We start from the raw sequence: 17,456 nt of genomic DNA, 5'->3' as shown, positions 1-17,456 counted from the left end.
GATGGAGCCGTGAATCCCCGCACCCTGGGCGACGGCGCCCCCCAGAACGAAGCCGTGCTGCGCGCGGCGCAACCGGGCGATGAAGCGGGGATCCTCGCGTGCATCCAGGCACTCGCCGACTACGAGCATGAACCGGATGCTGTCACTGGCACCGCTGAGATGCTCACCGCCTCGCTGTTCGGCGACGAGCCCCGCGTGTTCGCCCACGTCGTAGAGCGCGAGGGCTCGATCGTCGGCATCGCGATCTGGTTCCTCACGTATTCGACGTGGACCGGGCGGCACGGCATCTGGCTGGAAGACCTCTTCGTCGGAGTGGAGCAGCGTGGCCGCGGCTACGGCAAGGCGCTGATCGCCTCACTCGCGGCGGTGTGCGTCGAGCGGGGCTACTCGCGGCTGGAGTGGACGGTGCTCGACTGGAATGCACCGTCGATCGCGTTCTATCGCTCACTCGGGGCGGCGCCGATGGACGAATGGACCACCCAGCGCCTCGTCGGCGACGACCTCGCCGCGCTCGCCGCCACCGGCTACTAATCCTCAGCGCCTCAGCGCCTCAGCGCCTCAGCGCGGCGAGACCTTCGTGACCGATGTCGCGTCGGCGAACAGTCCTGTCGTCGTCGCGACACTCAGGCGTGCGGCATCCGCCGCCAGGGGCAGCTGGATGCGCAGCGCGCTCTGCAGCGTCAGGTCGTAAGAGGCGCCGAAGCGACGCCCGCCGATGATTCCCGACACGATCGCGGTCGCGGAGCCCTGCAGCGTCTCGCCGGCCAGCTCCCACCGTGCGATCCCCGGACGCACGTTGAGGGTGAGCGGCGCGGCCGATTCGGCCGGCAGGTCGACGAAGCGCGCGCGGATGACATCGCCCTGCAGCCCGACGCGGTTGGTCACCGTGAGAGTGACCTTGCGCCCCGATCCCGGAGCGACGCGGAGCGTGTTGGCGGTACTCCGCAGGTGCTCGCCGGCGATACGCATCGCCGATCCGCGTGCCCCGTCGTGGCGCACGACATAGTCGCGCAGGGCGTGGGCGATCGCGATGCGTCCGCCCCTGCCCCGTGAGACGGTGTCGAGCACGAAGTCGTCGTCGTACAGGCCCTTGATGATGGAGCCGATGTCGCTGGCCAGACCGAGATCCAGTCGCGCGCGGAAGTCTCCGCCGGCCAGCAGATCGAGGGGCGAGTCGTTCGAGGCCAGCTCGACGACGGCTTCGCGCTGGTCGCCCTCCGGCAGCTGGGCGGCGAGGGTGATGAATTCGTTGCGCAGCGCCGCGGAATCAGTGACCGCGCCTCCGCCCAGAAGGCCATCGCCGAGCAGGCCATCGCCGAGCGCCCCCTTCAGGTTTAGCTGAAGCTTCTTCGCATCGAAGATCGCGGGGCGTCGGCGGGTCGCGATCTCGCCGACATCGATGCCGGCCGCCTCGACGACGCTCTCGCGCGCGGCCGCGGTCGTGAGGAACACCGGGTTGTCGTCCATCCGGATCTTCGCGAGCTCCAGGATGCCGGTCTTGAGGTCTTCGCGGTGCGGGCGCTCGCGCGGGACGATGTACTTCGGGATCTTGAGGCCCTGCACGAGATCGCGTACACCGCGGTGGATGCCCCGGGGGCCTCGGCGATGCGTGCTGAGCTCGCGGCGACTGCGCGCGAGGATGCCCTCGGCCACCGCCGCGATGTCGAAGATGTGTGCGTCGATGACCTCGTTGAACTTGATCTCAGCGCTCTTCCCGAGAATTCGAGTGGCTTCGACATCGATCCGCCGCACGAGCGGCACCGCGCCCTGGTCGATCCCGCGTTCGTAGTTCGGCACCGGCACGAAGCCGTTCGGGCCGCTTCCAGCAGGTTCGCGAGACGGCGCGCCGGTCAGCAGCAGGTTCTCGCCGGCAGGAGTGGTGACGGCGGTCGCAGCATCCCCGTCTCCCATGATCGCGATCGTGCCGCCGACGATCAGGCGCAGCGCATCCCAGACCGGCAGCTCGGCGCTGCCCGAGAACGCGTGGAAGGGGAGGTAGTAGAGGCGCCCGCCCGACCATTCGCCGCCCGAGTAGTCGCTGCCGCCCGAGTAGGTGAAGGTGTTCGCGTCGGAGTCGATCATGATCTTCCGCGGGGCACCGACGAAGTTCGGGTCGAAGACATCGATCTCCCACTGCGAGCCGTTCTGGTGCCACGCGATCGGGCGAACGACGTGCGGAGCGCCGGAGAAGTCGTAGTTCTGCGCGAGGCAGATCACGGGCGGCTGACCGTTCGTATACGCGTCGCGCGTCGTGCGGAAGACGTCGACAGGGTCGTGGGTGTTGCCCGTGAGGAAGGTGGTCACGAAGTTCCAGATCGCGACCGCGCCGACCTGCGATTGGTGACGCACGTTGATGTGGCGCTCGAGCCCGCGCTCCCAGTCCGCCTGCGTGAATCGGCTCAGCGGCATCTGGTACAGGCTCGATCCCTTCTCCGAGAGCGCACCCTCGGCGCTGAAGCCCATGCAGTTGCCGTGGGCCGACAGGCCCTTCGACACGAGCTCGTAGTAGATGCTCTCGATGCCGTCGGCGATGTCCCACCACTCCGGCTCGCTGTCGACCTCGGGGAAGGCGGTCGCGTACGTGGTGCGCGAGATCTCGGCGGTCGATGGGTTATTCGTTCCCCAGTGCCGCTGCTCCAGCGTGAAGCCTCCAGCAGGCGGCAGCGGCGCCACGCTCGCGGTGATGCTGTTGATCTGCGAGAAGCGTCCGGAGTCGAGGATGCCGGAATTCTCGCGCAGACCCCAGCCGTTGCCGGCATCCAGCACCTTCTCCCACAGCCCGAGCTGAGGCCGGTCTTCGGGGTCGCGCTCGTGCACGTCGACGCGCAGCGTGTAGCTGCGACCGGGCCAGGGTTCGATGTTCACCCCGAGAGCGCGGTCGAGGGTGCGGATGTTGTGTCCGTCGGTCACGTCCTGGAATCCGTCGACGCCGACACCGTCCTTGAGGAGGCCGACGTCGATCGTGAGATCGTTCTGCCCGCGTCCGAAGCCCTCGTCCTCCTGCGTGTTGACGGTGCCGATCATCACACGGAGGGGGGTGGGCTCGATGATGCCGGTGTCGGGGTACCAGAGCACGCAGCCCCGCTCGAACGTGTTGTACCGCGCCCCCGGTGCGCCGGGGAGCGCGAGTTCGTCCGAGGTGGGGAATCCCAGGCGCCCGCGCGGACCGTCCGTGGCGGCGTAGTAGGCGCCGATCGCGCCGTACACGACGTGCGCGCCGGTCGAAGGGCTCCAGTAGAAGGTCGCGCCGCCGAAGGTGGAGAGCCGGCCGAGCTCGCCGCTGCCGTTCGAGCGGAGGACGGGGAGTTCGCTCGTGGTGGGAAGACCCCATCTCTCGGGGCCGCCCGTGGCCGAGTAGGCGGCGAGGATGGCGCCGCCCACCTGGAACGCGGTCGTCGAGCCGGCGGCGAGGTAGAGTTCGCCGCGCGCGAAGCGCTGCACCAATCCGCCGGCGACGTCCTCTTCAGGTTCGACCGGGGGTCCGAGCAGGGGCGCCATGTCGCCGGATTCGTAGGCCGCGTAGAACTCCTCGAACACCGGCAGCGCTCCGGTCTGCTGCGTCCAGTAGATGGCCCCCTGCGAGAAGAGGTTCTTCCGCACGCCGTCGGCCGCCCCGGCGATCTCGTCCGAGACCGGGAAGCCGAGCAGCGCGGCGTGCTCGAGGGCGTCGTACTCGGCGCGGATGCCGCCGTGCATCTCGAACGCGTTGCCGGCGTCTTCGCTGAAGCGGATGTCGGCACCGGCGAAGCGGCGCAGCGTCGTCCCGCTCGCACCATCCCATTCCGGGTTGCCGAGCGCGGCGCCCACGTCGAACGGCAGCGCCCAGCGCTTGGCGTCGATGATGCCCGCAGGCGACATACGCCAGTCGTCCACCACCGAGTCGAGTGCGGCGGCGATCTCGTCCTGCCAGATCACGGCCGCGATGTCGCCCGCGAAGGGGAGGCCCGCTCCGTCGGGCAGCGTGCCGATGCTCAGTGAGGTTCCCGTCGCGACGCCCAGCGCCGCCTCGGGGAGGGCGACGGCGGCCAGCAGCGCACCCGTGGTCTCGTCGATCACCGCGAGCACATCGTCGTCGAGGACGAGCGCGACGCACTGCCACTGCTCGGCGGCAAGCGTGTCGTCGCTCACGACCGTGCGCCACGCGCCGGCAGGCGTCTGCACACCCGCGCCCAGGCGAATGGATGCTGCATCCGCCCCCGCCTCGATCCACAGGACCGCGGGGACATGCGTCGCCTCGACCAGGTTCTGGCGCGCGGTCACCGCGCCGCGGGCTGCGAACGAGACGCGCAGGGCGAACCGCTCGCGATCGGCGAGAGCGGGAGTCGCCGTCAGCTGAGCGTGTGCGCCCGCACCGAAGCGGACGGCATCTGCGAAGGTGCCGAGCGCGGTATCACCCGGACCGGGCTGGGCGCTCAGGCCGCTCTGATCGATGGGGGAGCCCAGCCCATCGGCGAGCGTACCTCCGGTGGGTGTTGCGGTGGCGGTGACGTGTGCGAACTCGGTCATGACGATCCTCTCCGTTGCTCGTGAGGAGGGCGCGGAGCGGGCGGTGATACCCGCCGGAGAACACTCAGTCGATCAGCGGTAGCGGTAGTGCTGCGAAACGGTGTTGATCCAGGTCGCGAATTGGCCGGCACGCGCATCGTGTCCGGGCGGCACGGGCGCGAGCCACACCTCCTGGCCGACCTCGACGAGCAGATAGTTCGCGCTCGGATCGACGGATCGCTTGAGGAGGTTCGGGGTGATCGGGCCGGACGGGCCGAGCAGTGCGCGGGCTACGGCGGGCTTGGCGAGCCGACCCCGCTTCAGCAGCTCGGCGCCGCCGGCTCGAGTGGCGGAGGCCCCGGCGACCGGCAGACTCGACGAGCCGAAGTGGATCCAGCGCCCGTCGACGACGATGCCGGCGAACTCTTCTTCCGAGCCGCTGTATCGGGCAGCATCCGTCCATCGCGTGCCGTTCCACCAGCGCAGCCGCCCCCTGCTGTCGTCGTACCAGCCCGCCCGCGCGGGGGCGCTCGCCGGGGCGGGTTCGGTGCGCAGCTCGAGGTAACGGTCGTTCAGATCGATGAACTCGTCGCTCCAGCGTGTGCCGTCCCACCAGCGCTGCTTGCCGGTGCCGTCGTCGTACCAGCCCGCATCGGGTCCTGTCATGCCTCGAGGGTAATCCCGGTCAGACCGGCCGGATCGTTTTGACGATGAGGGCCCACTGCAGCAGGAACCGCGGCTCGTCCAGGCGCTTGCGCCGCATCCACGAGGTGACCTCGTCGTTGCTCTTGCTTGCGTTGCACGACCCGCAGGCGGGCACGACGTTCTCGACGGTGTAGCGGCCCCCTCGCGAGATAGGGAGCACGCAGTCCTTCTGCAGCGCGGCACCGTCGGCGCCGCAGTACGCGCATGCCGCCCAGGCGTCGAGGATGCGGAACCACTCCGCGTCGGTGAGATCGCTTCCGGATGCCGCGACCCGCAGGGTGCGCCGGCGCGCTGCGCGCGCCCTGCGTGTCTGCCGTACCGCCATGACGCCACGGTACCGGCGCGGGCTCGGCGACCCTCAGGCGACGCTCCGCGCGACGGCACCACGATGCTCACGATCCACTTCGTGCCGGATCACGGGGGTCGATGCGGCAGAAGATGGCTCGCGAAGACAAACCTCGTGATGCCGCGAAAAGTCGACGATCCGAAGTCTCGCGGAGCGGAGAAACCTGGAATTCACCGCTCACACTCAGATTCGACGATATATCGTTATATATCGCTGAACCTCGGATGGGTCGGCGCAGAGGAGGTCATCATGAGCAACTTCAATCTGGGTGACGCGTTCGGCAAGCCCGGTCGCGGCGGTTCGCAGGGCTGGCCGATGGGCGGGCTCTGGGAGGCGATGGAGCAGTTCGGCAAGCAGTTCGACCAGAAGGTCGGCACGACCCGCATGGGCCGCGGCGATGTGCGTTCGTCCGTGCTGTCACTGCTCGCCGAGAAGCCGATGCACGGCTACCAGATCATCCGTGAGATCGAGGACCGCAGCGGTGGATCATGGAAGCCGAGCCCGGGATCGGTCTACCCCACGCTTCAGCTGCTGACCGACGAAGGCCTGATCAGCGCCGAGGAATCCGAAGGCCGCAAGACATATTCGCTCACCGAGGCGGGGCGCGCTGTCGTCGACGCCGACGGCGAGAAGTCGGCGCCGTGGGAGGGGTCGAGCTCACGCGAGAACCCCCGCACCGGAGCACTCCCGAAGGCCGGGATCGACCTGGCGCAGGCGGTTGCCCAGGTGGGCCGCTCGGGAAGCCCGGAGCAGGTGAAGCAGGCCGTCGAGGTGCTGAACGACGCACGTCGTAAGCTCTTCAGCATCCTCGCTCAGGACTGATACTGCACCCCCGATCGGCGAAGTGCCCGCCGCCCGTCGGCGTCAAGGAGATTCGATGACCGACGTCGGCGACATGCGCGCTCGCTACCGGAGGATCCTGCGGTTCGCAGGTCGTTATCTGGTTCAGGCATGGTGGTTCGAGCTGTTCCTGCCGCGCCTGGGCCTGGCCCGCATCTCGGCCCGCAACCGCGCTGCGCGCCTGCAGAACATCGCCCGCCGCTTCCACGTGCTCGCCGTCGACCTCGGCGGTCTCATGATCAAGGTGGGGCAGTTCATGTCGTCCCGCCTGGACGTGCTGCCCCCCGAGATCACGAAAGAGCTCGAGGGGCTGCAGGACGAGGTTCCGCCTGTCGACTTCGCCGCGATCCGCCTCCTCGCCGAGGCGGAGCTGGGTGTGGCGCTCGAGCGCGCATACGCCTACGTCGATCCGACGCCGCTGGCGGCAGCATCCCTCGGTCAAGCGCACCGCGCGAGACTCTCGGATGCCGATGCCGCCGAGACCGGCTTGACCGATGTCGTCCTGAAGGTGCAGCGGCCCGGGATCGACCAGATCGTCGAGGTCGACCTCCGTGCCCTCCGGCGCGTCGCAGGGTGGCTCAGCAGGGTGCGGCTCGTCGCCGACCGCGTCGACATGCCCTCGCTCGTGGAGGAGTTCGCCGCCACCAGCCTCGAGGAGATCGACTACCTGCACGAGGCCGCAAACTCCGAGCGGTTCGCGGCCGACTTCGCCGACGACGCGCGCGTGGCCGTGCCCCAGGTCGTCTGGGAGCGCACGACCCGCCGCGTGCTGACGCTGCAGGACGTCACCGCGATCAAGATCAACGACGTCGATGCCCTCCGTGCTGCCGGCATCGACCCGTCGGAGGTCGCCGCCGAGTTCGCGGCCGTGATGTTCGATCAGCTCTTCGCCGACGGCTTCTTCCACGCCGACCCGCATCCGGGCAACATCTTCGTGACGCCCATCCCGCCGGGGAGTGACATCGGGGCGGATGCTCCCTCCCGCACGTGGAAGTTCACCTTCATCGACTTCGGCATGATGGGCGAGGTGCCCGACGGCCTCCGCCGCGGGCTCCGCCGCATCCTCATCGCGGCCGCATCGCGCGACGGCAAGGGCATGGTCGACGGCATGCGCGACGTCGGCGTCTTCCTCCCGGCGGCCGACACGTCCGAGCTCGAACGCGCGATGACCCAGCTGTTCTCGCGCTTCGGCGGGATGGGCTTCGCCGAACTCCAAGAGGTCGATCCGCGCGAGTTCCGGGCTTTCGCACTCGAATTCGGCGACACGATCCGCACCCTCCCGTTCCAGCTGCCCGAGAACTTCCTGCTCATCATCCGGGCGATGTCGCTCACGTCGGGCATGTGCAGCTCGCTCGACCCGAAATTCAACATCTGGGATGCTGTCGAGCCCTACGCGAACCGACTGATCCGCGAAGAGAGCGGCAACGTGATCCAGGGCTTCGTTAAGGAGGCGATGTCGGCGGTCCAGGTCGTCTCCGGCCTTCCGCGGCGGCTGGATGAGCTGACGACCCGGATCGAGTCGGGCCGAGCGGTGGTGCAGAACCCGAGGCTCGAGCGCCGCATCACCGCGCTCGAGCGCACCTCGCGGAGGATCGTCTCGGCGGTGCTGTTCGCCGGGCTTCTGGCCAGCGGCATCCTGCTGCGCTCCACGGACTTCGTCTTCGGAACGATCATGATGTGGGTTGCGGTGCTGCCGCTGTTGCACGCGCTGTTCGCGGGAATCGCCGGGCGGCGCGGGCCGGACTAGCTGCACTGCGGCCGCGCCGGCGCGCGAAGATCAGTACCAGCCGGACGATTCCGAGTGGTCCCAGGCGCCGCACGGGTTGCCATAGCGACCGGCGATGTAGCCGAAGCCCCACGCGATCTGGGTCGCGGCGCTGTCCTGCCAGTCGGCTCCGGCCGACGCCATCTTGCTGCCCGGCAGAGCCTGGGGGATGCCGTAGGCGCCGCTGGCGTTGCCGGCGTGCACGTTCCACCCCGACTCGCGGTTCCACAGCGAGACGAGGCAGCCGAACTGGTCGTCGCCCCACCCGTACCCGCCCATCATGCTGTGGGCGATGGCCTGCGCCTCAGCGGCGCTCGTGCCGGCCGACGCGTAGGACGGCGAAAACGAGGAGGATGACGAGGACGACGACGAAGACGAGGATGCTGCGGCCTCCGCGGCTGCGGCAGCTGCGGCGGCATCGGCCTGGCGCTGCGCCTCGGCGGCGGCCTCCTGCTGAGCCTTCAGCGCCTTGGCGGCGTCGAGGCTGCTGCGCAGGCCCTGGACGCTGCCGGCGACGGAGGCGCGCAGGGTCGTCACGGAGGCGGTGAGGTCGGGAAGGAGCGGGGTGGGCAGTGTGTCGGCGGCCCTGAGGCGCGCGGCGGCGGTCTGCAGTTCGGTGGTGTCGACCGTGGTCTGCGGAGTGCCGATGTCAAGACCCGACGCCTGGATGTCGACGCTGACCGTCGCGGCGGCGGCGATCGCGGCATCCGCGTCAGCCAGCGCCTGGTGTGCGGCGGTCAGGGTCCTGTCGGTGCCGGGCGTCTGGATCGATGCGAAGGCAGGCTGCGAGCCCCTGAACGATGCGAGCGCGAACGTCGGACCGGAGGCGGTGGCCGGTGCCTGCGACGCCGTCGCGGTCACCGTCATTCCTGCGCTGGCGATCAGGCCGAAGGCGAGGCCGGCCGCGAGGATGGCGGGGCGGCGGCGGGAGTGGCGTTCGGAGATACGACGGGTGCGGCGGGCAGACGTGAGGGACGTTTTAGAGCGCATGAAACCGGTTTCGTATGAGAGGTCCGCGCCTCGGGAAGGGCGCAAGGCATCCGCTTCTGCGGGCGCAAGTCCCAGAGTGTGCCGGACTAGTCTGGGCGTTACCTGAACGTTACATGGGAGCGTCGGTCCGAAAAGCGCTGATCAGGGCATGTGCGCGCTCTCAACCAGAGGGACCTGCGGGCGTTCGCGGCTCTGCGCAACCTCGGAGATCTGCACGACTTCGGTGCCGATTCGCTGGCGGAGGCCCGAAGAACTGCAGACCTCCGAGAACGCGCTTCGCCGCACCCAGGATCGCGCGAGAGCCCCGCCCCTCGAGGGACGGCTCGATCGCGACGCGGCCCACTTCGGCTCCATCGGCACCACCGGCGTAGCCTGAGGGGGTGTCGACCGCCCCGCCTGTACAGAGTGCGCGGGCGCAGCTGGTCGGGCTGGTCGAGTCGGCGGCGGCTTCCGACCTCGGACTCTGGCCCCAGCTTGGCTTGCTTCCCGACGTGCCGGATGCCCGCTCCGCAGCTGTGCTCATCTTGTTCGGCGTGCTCGACACCCTCCCGAGCGATCGCGACGCTCAGGCCCGGGCAGTCTCACGCGACCTCGACGTTCTCCTGCTGTCGCGGGCCACGACGCTCCGCGCACATCCCGGCCAGGTGGCCTTTCCCGGAGGCCGGATCGATCCCGGTGACGAGTCTCCTGTCGCGGCCGCGCTGCGCGAAGCGCGCGAAGAGACCGGACTCGATCCCGCCGGCGTCGAGGTCCTCGGCGCGCTCGACGCGGTGCCGCTCCCTTATTCGCAGCACGTGGTCACTCCGGTGCTGGCGTGGTGGCAGCATCCGTCTCCGGTTCGCGTCGTCGACATCGCCGAATCGGCCGACGTGTTCCGGGCACCGGTGGCCGAACTGCTCGACCCGGCCAACCGCGGGTCGACGGTGATCCGCCGCGACGGTTTCGTGATGCGGGGGCCGGGGTTCCTCGTGAGGCATCCCACCGGCGATCATCTGGTGTGGGGTTTCACCGCGATACTGCTCGACGGCCTTTTCACGCGTCTCGGGTGGACGGAGCCGTGGGATCGGCAACGCGAACTTCCGCTGGAGATACGCCCCTAGACTTCCCCTGGACGCCCGCCGAAACGAGGAGTTACTCATGCAACTGGGAATGATCGGCCTCGGCCGGATGGGCGCCAACATCGTGCGGCGCCTCATGCGCGACGGTCACGAATGCGTCGTCTTCGACGTCAACGCGGATGCTGTGGCCACCCTCGCCGGCGAGGGTGCGACCGGATCGGGCTCGTACGCGGAGCTCGCCGCGCAGCTCGAGGCTCCGCGCGCGATCTGGCTCATGATTCCCGCCGGGCTGACCGGTCGGGTCGTCGACGAGGTCGCGAAGGTGCTCGAGCCGGGTGACATCATCATCGACGGAGGCAACTCGAACTATCGCGACGACGTCCGACGTGCCGCGAAGCTCAAGGATGCGGGCATCCACTACGTCGACATCGGCACGAGCGGCGGCGTCTTCGGACTCGACCGCGGCTACTGCCTCATGGTGGGTGGCCCCGACGAGGCGTTCACCCGCATCGAGCCGGTGCTGCGCACGATCGCACCGGGCGATCAGGGCATCCCGCGCACGCCGGGTCGCGAAGGCGGCCTGAGCCCCGAGGAGCTCGGCTACCTGCACTGCGGGCCGTCGGGCGCCGGGCACTTCGTGAAGATGGTGCACAACGGCATCGAGTACGGCATCATGGCGGCGCTCGCCGAAGGACTCAACATCCTCGACCACGCCGATGCCGGTCTCGACCAGGCCGAGCACTCCGCGGAGATCGCGCCGCTGGAAGAGCCCGAGTTCTACCAGTTCACCATCGACACCCCGAAGGTCGCTGAGCTGTGGCGGCGCGGATCCGTCATCTCGTCGTGGCTGCTCGACCTCACCGCCGCCGCCCTGGAATCCAATCCGACGCTCGACGGCCTTGCCGGTCGCGTCTCGGACTCCGGCGAGGGCCGGTGGACGGTCAAGGCCGCAGTCGACACGGGTGTCCCCGTGCCGGTGCTCGCATCATCGCTGTTCGAGCGCTTCGCCTCGCGGGGGGAAGATCACTACGCGAACCAGCTGCTGTCCGCGATGCGCCTGCAGTTCGGCGGACACCAGGAGCTTCCGGCGGGCGACGTCCTCGAAGCCGGCGGCGCGAAGTCGGAGTCGACTCCCTCGTAGCGTCTGGTGGCGACAGGTCGGGCCGCCCGCGCGCGGTGCGATCACAGGTCGGCCCGGTACCGTTAGACCATGCGACTGGCTGCCGTGCTCCTGATGGCATTGATCGCGGTCGGGGGCGTGCTCGGCGGCATCCTGCTCGTTATGCGCCCCGACGGCGGAGCGCTGGGCCTCAGCCTGGCACTGCTGCCCGAGTGGTACTCCGGAAGCTTCTTCGCGTTCGGCATCCTCCTGCTCGCGGGATTCGCGACCGTCCCGATCGTCGGAATCGTGCTGATGTACGTGCGCCCACGCGAGGGCTGGTACGCGGTGGCCTACATCGGCGCAGGGCTCATCGCCTGGATGGCCGTCCAGATCAGCACCCTCGGACTCATCCTCCCCGCGATGCAGATCGCGTTCCTCGTTGTCGGGGCGGCGCTGGTCGTGCTGGGGTTCACCAGCATCCGCGCCGCCCGCCGCGAAGCGGCGAACGACCAGGAAGTGCGTGCCGCGCGCTAGCGCAGACCCATCGGGATGCTCGGGTCGCGGCCCACTCGGGCAGACTGGGGGCGAGAGACCGGAAGGACCACATGCAGGCGATCGGCCACCTGATTCCCATCGCTTTGGCGGTCGCGATCAGCTCCGTGCCGATCATGGCGATGATCTTCATGCTGCTCTCGCCGGGTCGGAACCGCTCTGCCGTGCCGTACATGGTCGGCTGGATCCTTGGCATCGTCATCGTGCTGTCGGTGTGCGCGCTGCTGGCGCACACGGTTCCGACGGCCAGCTCCGACCGTCAACCCGACGTCGCGGTCGGGATCGCCGAGATCATCGTCGGCATCGCCCTCATCGGCGTGGCGTTCTTCTCCTGGCGCCGGTCACGGCGCCCGGAGACCCCGAAGACACCCGCGTGGCTGAGCTCGGCGGGAAAGCTCGGGCCCTGGTCGTCGCTGGGACTCGGCCTCGTGCTGAACGTCCGGCCCAAAGGCATCCTCCTCGCGATCGCCGCGGGCCTCACCCTCCGGGCGGATGCGGACACGCCCTCCGTCGTGGTCGTCTCGATCGTGGTCTACACGCTGATCGCCGCATCCACCGTCACGATCCCGATCATCGCGACGGTCGCCGCGCCGAAGCGGATGGAACCGCGGCTGGTGAGTGTGCACGATTGGATGCTGCGCAACGGCGGACTGCTCACGGGTGTGATCGTCGGCTTCATCGGTGTGTTCGTCATCGGGACGGGGATCGGCCGGCTCTGAGCGCACTCACTGGGCGCGTCCTTCACGCTCCGGCTGCGACGAGAAGCACCCCGATGAGCCCGCCTACTGCGATCCCCACGAGCGCGATGATCGTCCACATGAGGATGACGCGATTCGGGTTCACGCTGTGCTCCCCGCTCGGCACGATGCGGGCTACGCGAGTGCGCGGCCTCGGCCTCGGTCGCGCCTATGCCTCATCGCTTCGCAGCTCGCGACCGTGGACGATCAGCGCGTAGACGATCAGGACGTCGATGGCGATCAGGATGAACGACCACCAGGGCTGCGCGGGAATCAGCAGCAACCGGCCGATCGCGTTGAGGATCACCAGGATCACGGCAACCACCCGTGCCCACGTCTGACCCGCGAAGAGGGCCAACGCGGCCAGGACCACGAGGACCCCGATGATGAGGTTCCACCATCCCCAGCCCGCGGCGTCGAACAGCCACAGCGAACCGCCGGCGACGACGTAGTAGGAGTTGGGTCCGATCACGGCGACGAGGCCCTGGATGATCGAGAAGACTCCGGCGATGAGCAGGATGACGCCGGCGAATACGACCCAGCCGGTCCATCTCGTTGCTGCATTGGTTGTGGTCATTTCACGACTCCCTCTTGTGGTGGCGATTGAACTCGACTGCGCGTCAGGCAGGCACCACCAGGATCGACCGTGGGAGCGCGGGAGCGCGTCATCCTCACCGGGTGAGAGCTCGCCACCGACAGCGTGGTCGCCGACGAGTTCGTCAGCCGAAATCACACTTCGGGGATGATTGCCCCGTCGCCTGCCGTCATTAGCCTCTGGAGCACCGACAAAAGGATGTGTGATGTCTGAAACCTCATTGGACGAGCTGGGCCCCGTCGACTATCTGATCGTCGAATTCCCCGCCGGGGAGTCGTACTTCAACGGCGAGATCATCGAAGAACTCATCACGCTCGTCGACCAGGGGACGATCCGCGTGATCGACATCTTGATCCTGACGAAAGACGAGAACGGCGATGTCGAAGCCCTCGAGCTCTCCGAAGTCGGAGACCTGGGCGGCCTCCTGGCCATCGAGGCCGAACTCGCCGAACTCCTCGCAGCCGACGATGTCGTGCACCTCGCCGCAGCAATGGACCCGGGCACCGTCGCCGGCGTTCTGGTCTACGAGAACCTGTGGAGCGCGCCGTTCGCCTCGGCCGCGCGCCGCGCGGAGGGCCAGTTGATCGCCAACGGGCGCATCCCCATCCAAGCCATCATCGCTTCGATCGAAGCCGATGACGCCAGCGAAACCGTGGAGGTCTGACATGTTGGGACGACGCATCGGACGAGTCGGCGTGATCGGCGCCCCCGTCGCCAAGACGGCCGTCGTGGCCGCAGCAGTGACCCCTGGACGTTCGCCGGTCGCCAAGGCCGCCGTCGTGGGTGCGGCCGTCAGCCCCGGCCCCTCGCCCCTCGCGAAGGCCGCAGTCGTCGGCGCGGCGGTGACACCGGGTCGTCGACGCATCTGACCCACACACTGCGAACGAAGAAGAGGCCGACCCTCGGGGGTCGGCCTCTTCTTGGTTCGGCGTCTCAGCCGACGTAGTTTTCGTCCTGGAGTTCGCGGGCGCGGTCGAGCGCGTTCTCGAGTGACTCGCCGACCCGGCGCGTCGCGATGAAGACGTTCGCCGAGCCGATCTCGCCCAGCGCGCGAGACTTCTCGAGCTGGTCGAGGAGGCTCGGGCCGACGCCGGCGAGGAGCAGGTGGCCGCCGGCCGCGCGAACCTCTGCGCGGTAGCGCAGAAGCGCCTGGATGATCGTGCTCCCCAGGTCGTCCTTGCCGCGCAGGCGCACGATCACGACGGCGGGCCCCGCATCGGCGGGCACGGTCGGCAGCTGCTCGACCAGTGCGGCGGCCGAGGCGAAGAAGAGGCTGCCGTAGATGTTGAGGACGACGATCTCGCCCGCGGGCAGGACTGCCGGAGGGGTCTCCTCCGTCGGAAGGGCACCGCCCCCGAAGCTCCAGCGGACGACCTTCACCCGGTTGGCCTGGCTCGCGACGAACAGGATGATCGACAGCCCCACGCCGATCAGGACCGCGTACTGGAGAGGGATGACGAGGGTCAGCGTGAAGGTGACCAGCGTGATGACGGCTTGGGTGGGTCCGGTGCGCAGCACCGTCAGTATCGCGCGCGGTTTGAACATGCGGGCGCCGACGAGCATGAGGAGGGCGGCGAGGGCGGGCATCGCGATGTAGCCGGCGAGACCGCTGAACAGCAGGATCACGATCGCCATGACGACCGCGGCGGTCAGATTCGCCAGACGCGAGCGTGCACCCGCTGCCAGCACGACGGCGGTCGCCGACATCGATCCGCCTACCGGGGTTCCGCGCAGGAAGCCGGACGCGATGTTCGCTATTCCCTGCCCGCGGAAGTCGCCCGAGACATCCGGGAAGTTGCCGTCCGGGTTCGGTATCGATTGGCTGATCGCCGCGCCCTGCACGAGACCGACGAACGCGAGCGAGAGGGCGGGGATGAGGAGCACCCCGATCACGTCCAGGGCGGGAAGGACCGGCATCGGGAGACCGGGCGGGATCACGGCGATGTCGTTGAGGAGCTCGACCGAATCGAAGAAGGGGAGCAGGCACAGAGCGGATGCTGCGACCACCGCCGCGAACAGACTCAGCGCGCCGAGCGGGGTGCGCTCGAGCAGCACGATGAGCGCGATCGTGAGCACGCCGATCAGCACGGTGGGCCAGCTGAACGACTGCGGGTGAAAGATCGTCTCGACCGCCCGGAAGAGGCGGTTCGCGGCCGCGCTCGTGTAGCCCGTGAAGGCGGAGAACTGGCCGAGGATGATGTTGATGGCCACCGCGTTGATGAAGCCGACGAGCACCGCGTTGGGCACGAACCGCACCAGCGACCCCAGTCGCAGCAGCCCGAGCGCGAGCATGATGACGCCAGTCAGGATGCCGAGGGTGGCAAGCGCCCCCGCCGGATCGCTGCCGGAGTGCAGCACGTCGACATCGGCGATGATGACCGCCATCGCACCGGTGCCCTGCACCGACATGAAGACGGAGCTCGTCGCGATCGCTCCGGCTGCGGTGCCCACGAGATAGCCGTACAGCCCCGACACGGGGTTGACCCCGGCCAGCAGTCCCGACGCGAGCCCGTCCGGGACGCTCACCAGCCCGTGGATCGCGCCGGCGACGACGTCTTTCAGGACGCGGCGAAGGGCCACGCTACGCGGTGACGCGCGATCGGAGCGTCCTGATCGGTTCCACGTCTATGTCGATTTTCAGAACCACGATCGCAACAGTGGGGATCATCGTTCCCGGGGCGGCTGGGGAGTCAGTCATGCGCAGGCCTCTCATGTCTTTATCTGGACTCGCACCAGGGTGACCCGGATCGGGGCGCAGGCCCGACGTTACCCAGGCCCGTGCGCGAGGGCGTCACCCGACTCGGGTGAGCACCGTGGGGTCACCCCCATGCGTCGGCGTGGTGACCGGTCGGAGACGATCATCCTTCAGTGATGACGACACAAGCGTGTCCGGCGGCGGATGCTGCAAGCGCCCACCGAAACGGGGCGACCGAGAACGGCTCCACCCGCCTCCGGGGTTGGGTGCCCGGGACCAACTGGCATGACCACCCACGAAACGAAAGAAGAAGAACATGGCCGTTGGGCCTGTCGAATACCTCGTCGTCGCGTTCCCCGGGAACGAATTCAACGGCGAGATCCTGCCCGAGCTCGCCGCGCTGGTCGAGTCGAACACCGTCCGCATCCTCGACCTGATCTTCATCGGCAAGGACGCGAACGGTGACGTCCTGACCTTCGAGGCGGAGGAACTGTCGGCGTTCGCCGGCCTCGACTCCGACGTCGGCGGACTGCTCGGCGAAGAAGACATCGCCTATGCGGCGGAGACGCTCGAGCCGAACACCTCGGCGGCGCTGCTCCTCTGGGAAGACCTCTGGGCCGCTCCCTTCGCGGCAGCCGTGCGCGATTCCGGTGGCGTCCTGCTTCAGGGCGCGCGCGTGCCGCACGAAATCATCGAGTCCGCCCTCGACGGCGCTCCCGCCGCCGTCTGATCCGCAGGAGATAGAGACATGTTCAGAAGACGCCCCCTCGCTCGCATGGCCGTCCGCACCACCGTCGTCGCCGGCACTGCCGCCGTCGTCGCCGGAAGTGTGGCGCGCGCTCAGGCTCCTGCTCCGGCAGAGGCCGCCCCCCTCGAAAGCGCTCCGGCACCCGTCGAGTACGCCGCTCCGCCCGTCGACGCGGCGCCCGCCGCGGCTCCCGAATCCTCCACCATCGATCAGCTCACGCAGCTTGCTGCGCTCAAGACCGCGGGCGTCCTCACCGACGCCGAGTTCGAGGCGCAGAAAGCAAAGCTCCTCGCCTGACCGCGGCACCCCGTCGCATCACCCTCCCTCACAGAAACGGAACAACCATGACCTTCTGGGATTTCTTAGTGGACGTATTCTGGATCTACATCCTGATCTCGTGCCTCTTCGTGTTCTTCGCGATCATCGGAGACATCTTCCGCGACAAGGGCCTGAACGGCTGGGCCAAGGCGCTGTGGATCATCTTCCTGATCGTGGTGCCCTTCTTCGCCGCGCTGGTGTACCTCATCGCTCGCGGTCGCAGCATGGCGCAGCGCTCCGTCGAGCGGGCGTCTGCCCAGCGCTTGGAGGCCGACAGCTACATCCGCTCGGTCGCGACGTCGTCGCCGGTCGGCGACATCGATCAGGCCAAGAAGCTGCTCGATGCGGGCACGATCACCCCTGCCGAGTTCGAGACGCTGAAGTCGAAGGCGCTGGCTTCGGCCTAGCGGTCGCATCCTCAGACGGAAGAACAGGAGAGTCCGGCCGTCGGCCGGGCTCTCCTGTGTGCGCGAGGTCCGGGGGTCGGCGCGACGGTGGAGTCTAGGATTCAGTCACGAGA

Annotated in this window: 18 protein-coding genes; 12 read left to right on the top strand and 6 right to left on the bottom strand. The window is 68.5% G+C overall.

Translation table 11 applies throughout. The features are described from left to right. Window positions 1-9: 9 nt before the first annotated feature. Complete coding sequence (locus ACFE6Z_RS10540) at window positions 10-531, top strand: GNAT family N-acetyltransferase (RefSeq protein ID WP_375385647.1); 522 nt, start codon at window positions 10-12, stop codon at window positions 529-531. A 27-nt stretch (window positions 532-558) separates the two neighbouring features. Here the strand turns inward: ACFE6Z_RS10540 and ACFE6Z_RS10535 are convergent, their stop codons facing one another. From ACFE6Z_RS10535 to ACFE6Z_RS10525, 3 genes are all read right to left on the bottom strand, one after another. Then, the gene (locus ACFE6Z_RS10535) at window positions 559-4,506 is read right to left on the bottom strand and encodes an LGFP repeat-containing protein (RefSeq protein ID WP_375385646.1); all 3,948 of its coding nucleotides are present in this window, start codon (window positions 4,504-4,506) and stop codon (window positions 559-561) included. A 72-nt stretch (window positions 4,507-4,578) separates the two neighbouring features. Next, window positions 4,579-5,151, bottom strand: a complete 573-nt coding sequence (locus ACFE6Z_RS10530) for a DUF2510 domain-containing protein (protein ID WP_375385645.1) — start codon at window positions 5,149-5,151, stop codon at window positions 4,579-4,581. A 19-nt stretch (window positions 5,152-5,170) separates the two neighbouring features. Next, window positions 5,171-5,515, bottom strand: a complete 345-nt coding sequence (locus ACFE6Z_RS10525) for an HNH endonuclease (protein WP_375385644.1) — start codon at window positions 5,513-5,515, stop codon at window positions 5,171-5,173. Window positions 5,516-5,785: 270 nt separating this feature from the next. Between ACFE6Z_RS10525 and ACFE6Z_RS10520 the strand changes: the two genes are divergently transcribed. Together ACFE6Z_RS10520 and ACFE6Z_RS10515 are read left to right on the top strand one after the other, a co-directional pair. Further along, complete coding sequence (locus ACFE6Z_RS10520; RefSeq protein WP_375385643.1) at window positions 5,786-6,358, top strand: PadR family transcriptional regulator; 573 nt, start codon at window positions 5,786-5,788, stop codon at window positions 6,356-6,358. A gap of 55 nt (window positions 6,359-6,413) precedes the next feature. Continuing rightward, window positions 6,414-8,123, top strand: a complete 1,710-nt coding sequence (locus tag ACFE6Z_RS10515) for an ABC1 kinase family protein (RefSeq protein WP_375385642.1) — start codon at window positions 6,414-6,416, stop codon at window positions 8,121-8,123. A gap of 30 nt (window positions 8,124-8,153) precedes the next feature. On the opposite strand, the gene ACFE6Z_RS10510 is transcribed toward ACFE6Z_RS10515, so the two are convergent. Then, window positions 8,154-9,131, bottom strand: coding sequence for a lytic transglycosylase domain-containing protein (locus tag ACFE6Z_RS10510; RefSeq protein WP_375385641.1), 978 nt, complete (start codon window positions 9,129-9,131; stop codon window positions 8,154-8,156). A gap of 380 nt (window positions 9,132-9,511) precedes the next feature. Between ACFE6Z_RS10510 and ACFE6Z_RS10505 the strand changes: the two genes are divergently transcribed. The 4 genes from ACFE6Z_RS10505 to ACFE6Z_RS10490 all read left to right on the top strand — a co-directional run bounded on the left by ACFE6Z_RS10505 (window position 9,512) and on the right by ACFE6Z_RS10490 (window position 12,562). Continuing rightward, window positions 9,512-10,231, top strand: a complete 720-nt coding sequence (locus ACFE6Z_RS10505; RefSeq protein WP_375385640.1) for an NUDIX hydrolase — start codon at window positions 9,512-9,514, stop codon at window positions 10,229-10,231. 37 nt (window positions 10,232-10,268) lie between these two features. Continuing rightward, window positions 10,269-11,330 carry a phosphogluconate dehydrogenase (NAD(+)-dependent, decarboxylating) gene (gnd, locus tag ACFE6Z_RS10500; RefSeq protein ID WP_375385639.1) on the top strand — a complete coding sequence of 354 codons (1,062 nt, stop codon included), beginning with the start codon at window positions 10,269-10,271 and terminating at the stop codon, window positions 11,328-11,330. Window positions 11,331-11,399: 69 nt separating this feature from the next. Then, entirely contained in the window at window positions 11,400-11,825 is a 426-nt protein-coding gene (locus tag ACFE6Z_RS10495; RefSeq protein WP_375385638.1) for a hypothetical protein, read from the top strand. 71 nt (window positions 11,826-11,896) lie between these two features. Beyond that, the gene (locus ACFE6Z_RS10490; protein WP_375385637.1) at window positions 11,897-12,562 is read left to right on the top strand and encodes a GAP family protein; all 666 of its coding nucleotides are present in this window, start codon (window positions 11,897-11,899) and stop codon (window positions 12,560-12,562) included. 187 nt (window positions 12,563-12,749) lie between these two features. On the opposite strand, the gene ACFE6Z_RS10485 is transcribed toward ACFE6Z_RS10490, so the two are convergent. Continuing rightward, window positions 12,750-13,157: a hypothetical protein gene (locus ACFE6Z_RS10485; RefSeq protein WP_375385636.1), complete on the bottom strand. Its 408-nt coding sequence runs from the start codon at window positions 13,155-13,157 to the stop codon at window positions 12,750-12,752. Between the two features lie 223 nt (window positions 13,158-13,380). On the opposite strand from ACFE6Z_RS10485, the gene ACFE6Z_RS10480 reads away from it, so the two are divergent. After that, complete coding sequence (locus tag ACFE6Z_RS10480; protein ID WP_375385635.1) at window positions 13,381-13,839, top strand: DUF6325 family protein; 459 nt, start codon at window positions 13,381-13,383, stop codon at window positions 13,837-13,839. 1 nt (window position 13,840) lies between these two features. Next, entirely contained in the window at window positions 13,841-14,044 is a 204-nt protein-coding gene (locus ACFE6Z_RS10475) for a hypothetical protein (protein ID WP_375385634.1), read from the top strand. 64 nt (window positions 14,045-14,108) lie between these two features. On the opposite strand, the gene ACFE6Z_RS10470 is transcribed toward ACFE6Z_RS10475, so the two are convergent. Then, the gene (locus tag ACFE6Z_RS10470; protein ID WP_375385633.1) at window positions 14,109-15,755 is read right to left on the bottom strand and encodes a SulP family inorganic anion transporter; all 1,647 of its coding nucleotides are present in this window, start codon (window positions 15,753-15,755) and stop codon (window positions 14,109-14,111) included. 431 nt (window positions 15,756-16,186) lie between these two features. On the opposite strand from ACFE6Z_RS10470, the gene ACFE6Z_RS10465 reads away from it, so the two are divergent. From ACFE6Z_RS10465 to ACFE6Z_RS10455, 3 genes are read left to right on the top strand one after another with little or no spacing between them, the layout of a single operon-like run. Further along, window positions 16,187-16,600 carry a DUF6325 family protein gene (locus ACFE6Z_RS10465; RefSeq protein WP_375385632.1) on the top strand — a complete coding sequence of 138 codons (414 nt, stop codon included), beginning with the start codon at window positions 16,187-16,189 and terminating at the stop codon, window positions 16,598-16,600. A 45-nt stretch (window positions 16,601-16,645) separates the two neighbouring features. Next, a complete protein-coding gene (locus tag ACFE6Z_RS10460; RefSeq protein ID WP_375385631.1) occupies window positions 16,646-16,915 on the top strand; it encodes an SHOCT domain-containing protein in 270 nt (89 codons plus the stop codon). 47 nt (window positions 16,916-16,962) lie between these two features. Next, entirely contained in the window at window positions 16,963-17,343 is a 381-nt protein-coding gene (locus tag ACFE6Z_RS10455) for a hypothetical protein (RefSeq protein ID WP_375385630.1), read from the top strand. Window positions 17,344-17,456 lie beyond the last annotated feature (113 nt).

The organism is uncultured Microbacterium sp., assembly GCF_964244775.1.
Taxonomy (GTDB): domain Bacteria; phylum Actinomycetota; class Actinomycetes; order Actinomycetales; family Microbacteriaceae; genus Microbacterium.
The sequence above is the reverse complement of the archived record's forward strand: the minus strand, read 5'-3'. Positions and strand labels throughout refer to the sequence as shown.

Bases quoted from the DNA above. Each gene is read 5' to 3' on its own strand.
- ACFE6Z_RS10465 (WP_375385632.1), top strand. From the start codon at position 16,187: ATGGCCGTTGGGCCTGTCGAATACCTCGTCGTCGCGTTCCCCGGGAAC.
- ACFE6Z_RS10530 (WP_375385645.1), bottom strand. From the start codon at position 5,151: ATGACAGGACCCGATGCGGGCTGGTACGACGACGGCACCGGCAAGCAG.
- gnd (WP_375385639.1), top strand. From the start codon at position 10,269: ATGCAACTGGGAATGATCGGCCTCGGCCGGATGGGCGCCAACATCGTG.
- ACFE6Z_RS10480 (WP_375385635.1), top strand. From the start codon at position 13,381: ATGTCTGAAACCTCATTGGACGAGCTGGGCCCCGTCGACTATCTGATC.
- ACFE6Z_RS10475 (WP_375385634.1), top strand. From the start codon at position 13,841: ATGTTGGGACGACGCATCGGACGAGTCGGCGTGATCGGCGCCCCCGTC.
- ACFE6Z_RS10460 (WP_375385631.1), top strand. From the start codon at position 16,646: ATGGCCGTCCGCACCACCGTCGTCGCCGGCACTGCCGCCGTCGTCGCC.
- ACFE6Z_RS10455 (WP_375385630.1), top strand. From the start codon at position 16,963: ATGACCTTCTGGGATTTCTTAGTGGACGTATTCTGGATCTACATCCTG.
- ACFE6Z_RS10490 (WP_375385637.1), top strand. From the start codon at position 11,897: ATGCAGGCGATCGGCCACCTGATTCCCATCGCTTTGGCGGTCGCGATC.
- ACFE6Z_RS10535 (WP_375385646.1), bottom strand. From the start codon at position 4,506: ATGACCGAGTTCGCACACGTCACCGCCACCGCAACACCCACCGGAGGT.
- ACFE6Z_RS10495 (WP_375385638.1), top strand. From the start codon at position 11,400: ATGCGACTGGCTGCCGTGCTCCTGATGGCATTGATCGCGGTCGGGGGC.
- ACFE6Z_RS10525 (WP_375385644.1), bottom strand. From the start codon at position 5,515: ATGGCGGTACGGCAGACACGCAGGGCGCGCGCAGCGCGCCGGCGCACC.
- ACFE6Z_RS10510 (WP_375385641.1), bottom strand. From the start codon at position 9,131: ATGCGCTCTAAAACGTCCCTCACGTCTGCCCGCCGCACCCGTCGTATC.
- ACFE6Z_RS10515 (WP_375385642.1), top strand. From the start codon at position 6,414: ATGACCGACGTCGGCGACATGCGCGCTCGCTACCGGAGGATCCTGCGG.
- ACFE6Z_RS10520 (WP_375385643.1), top strand. From the start codon at position 5,786: ATGAGCAACTTCAATCTGGGTGACGCGTTCGGCAAGCCCGGTCGCGGC.
- ACFE6Z_RS10485 (WP_375385636.1), bottom strand. From the start codon at position 13,157: ATGACCACAACCAATGCAGCAACGAGATGGACCGGCTGGGTCGTATTC.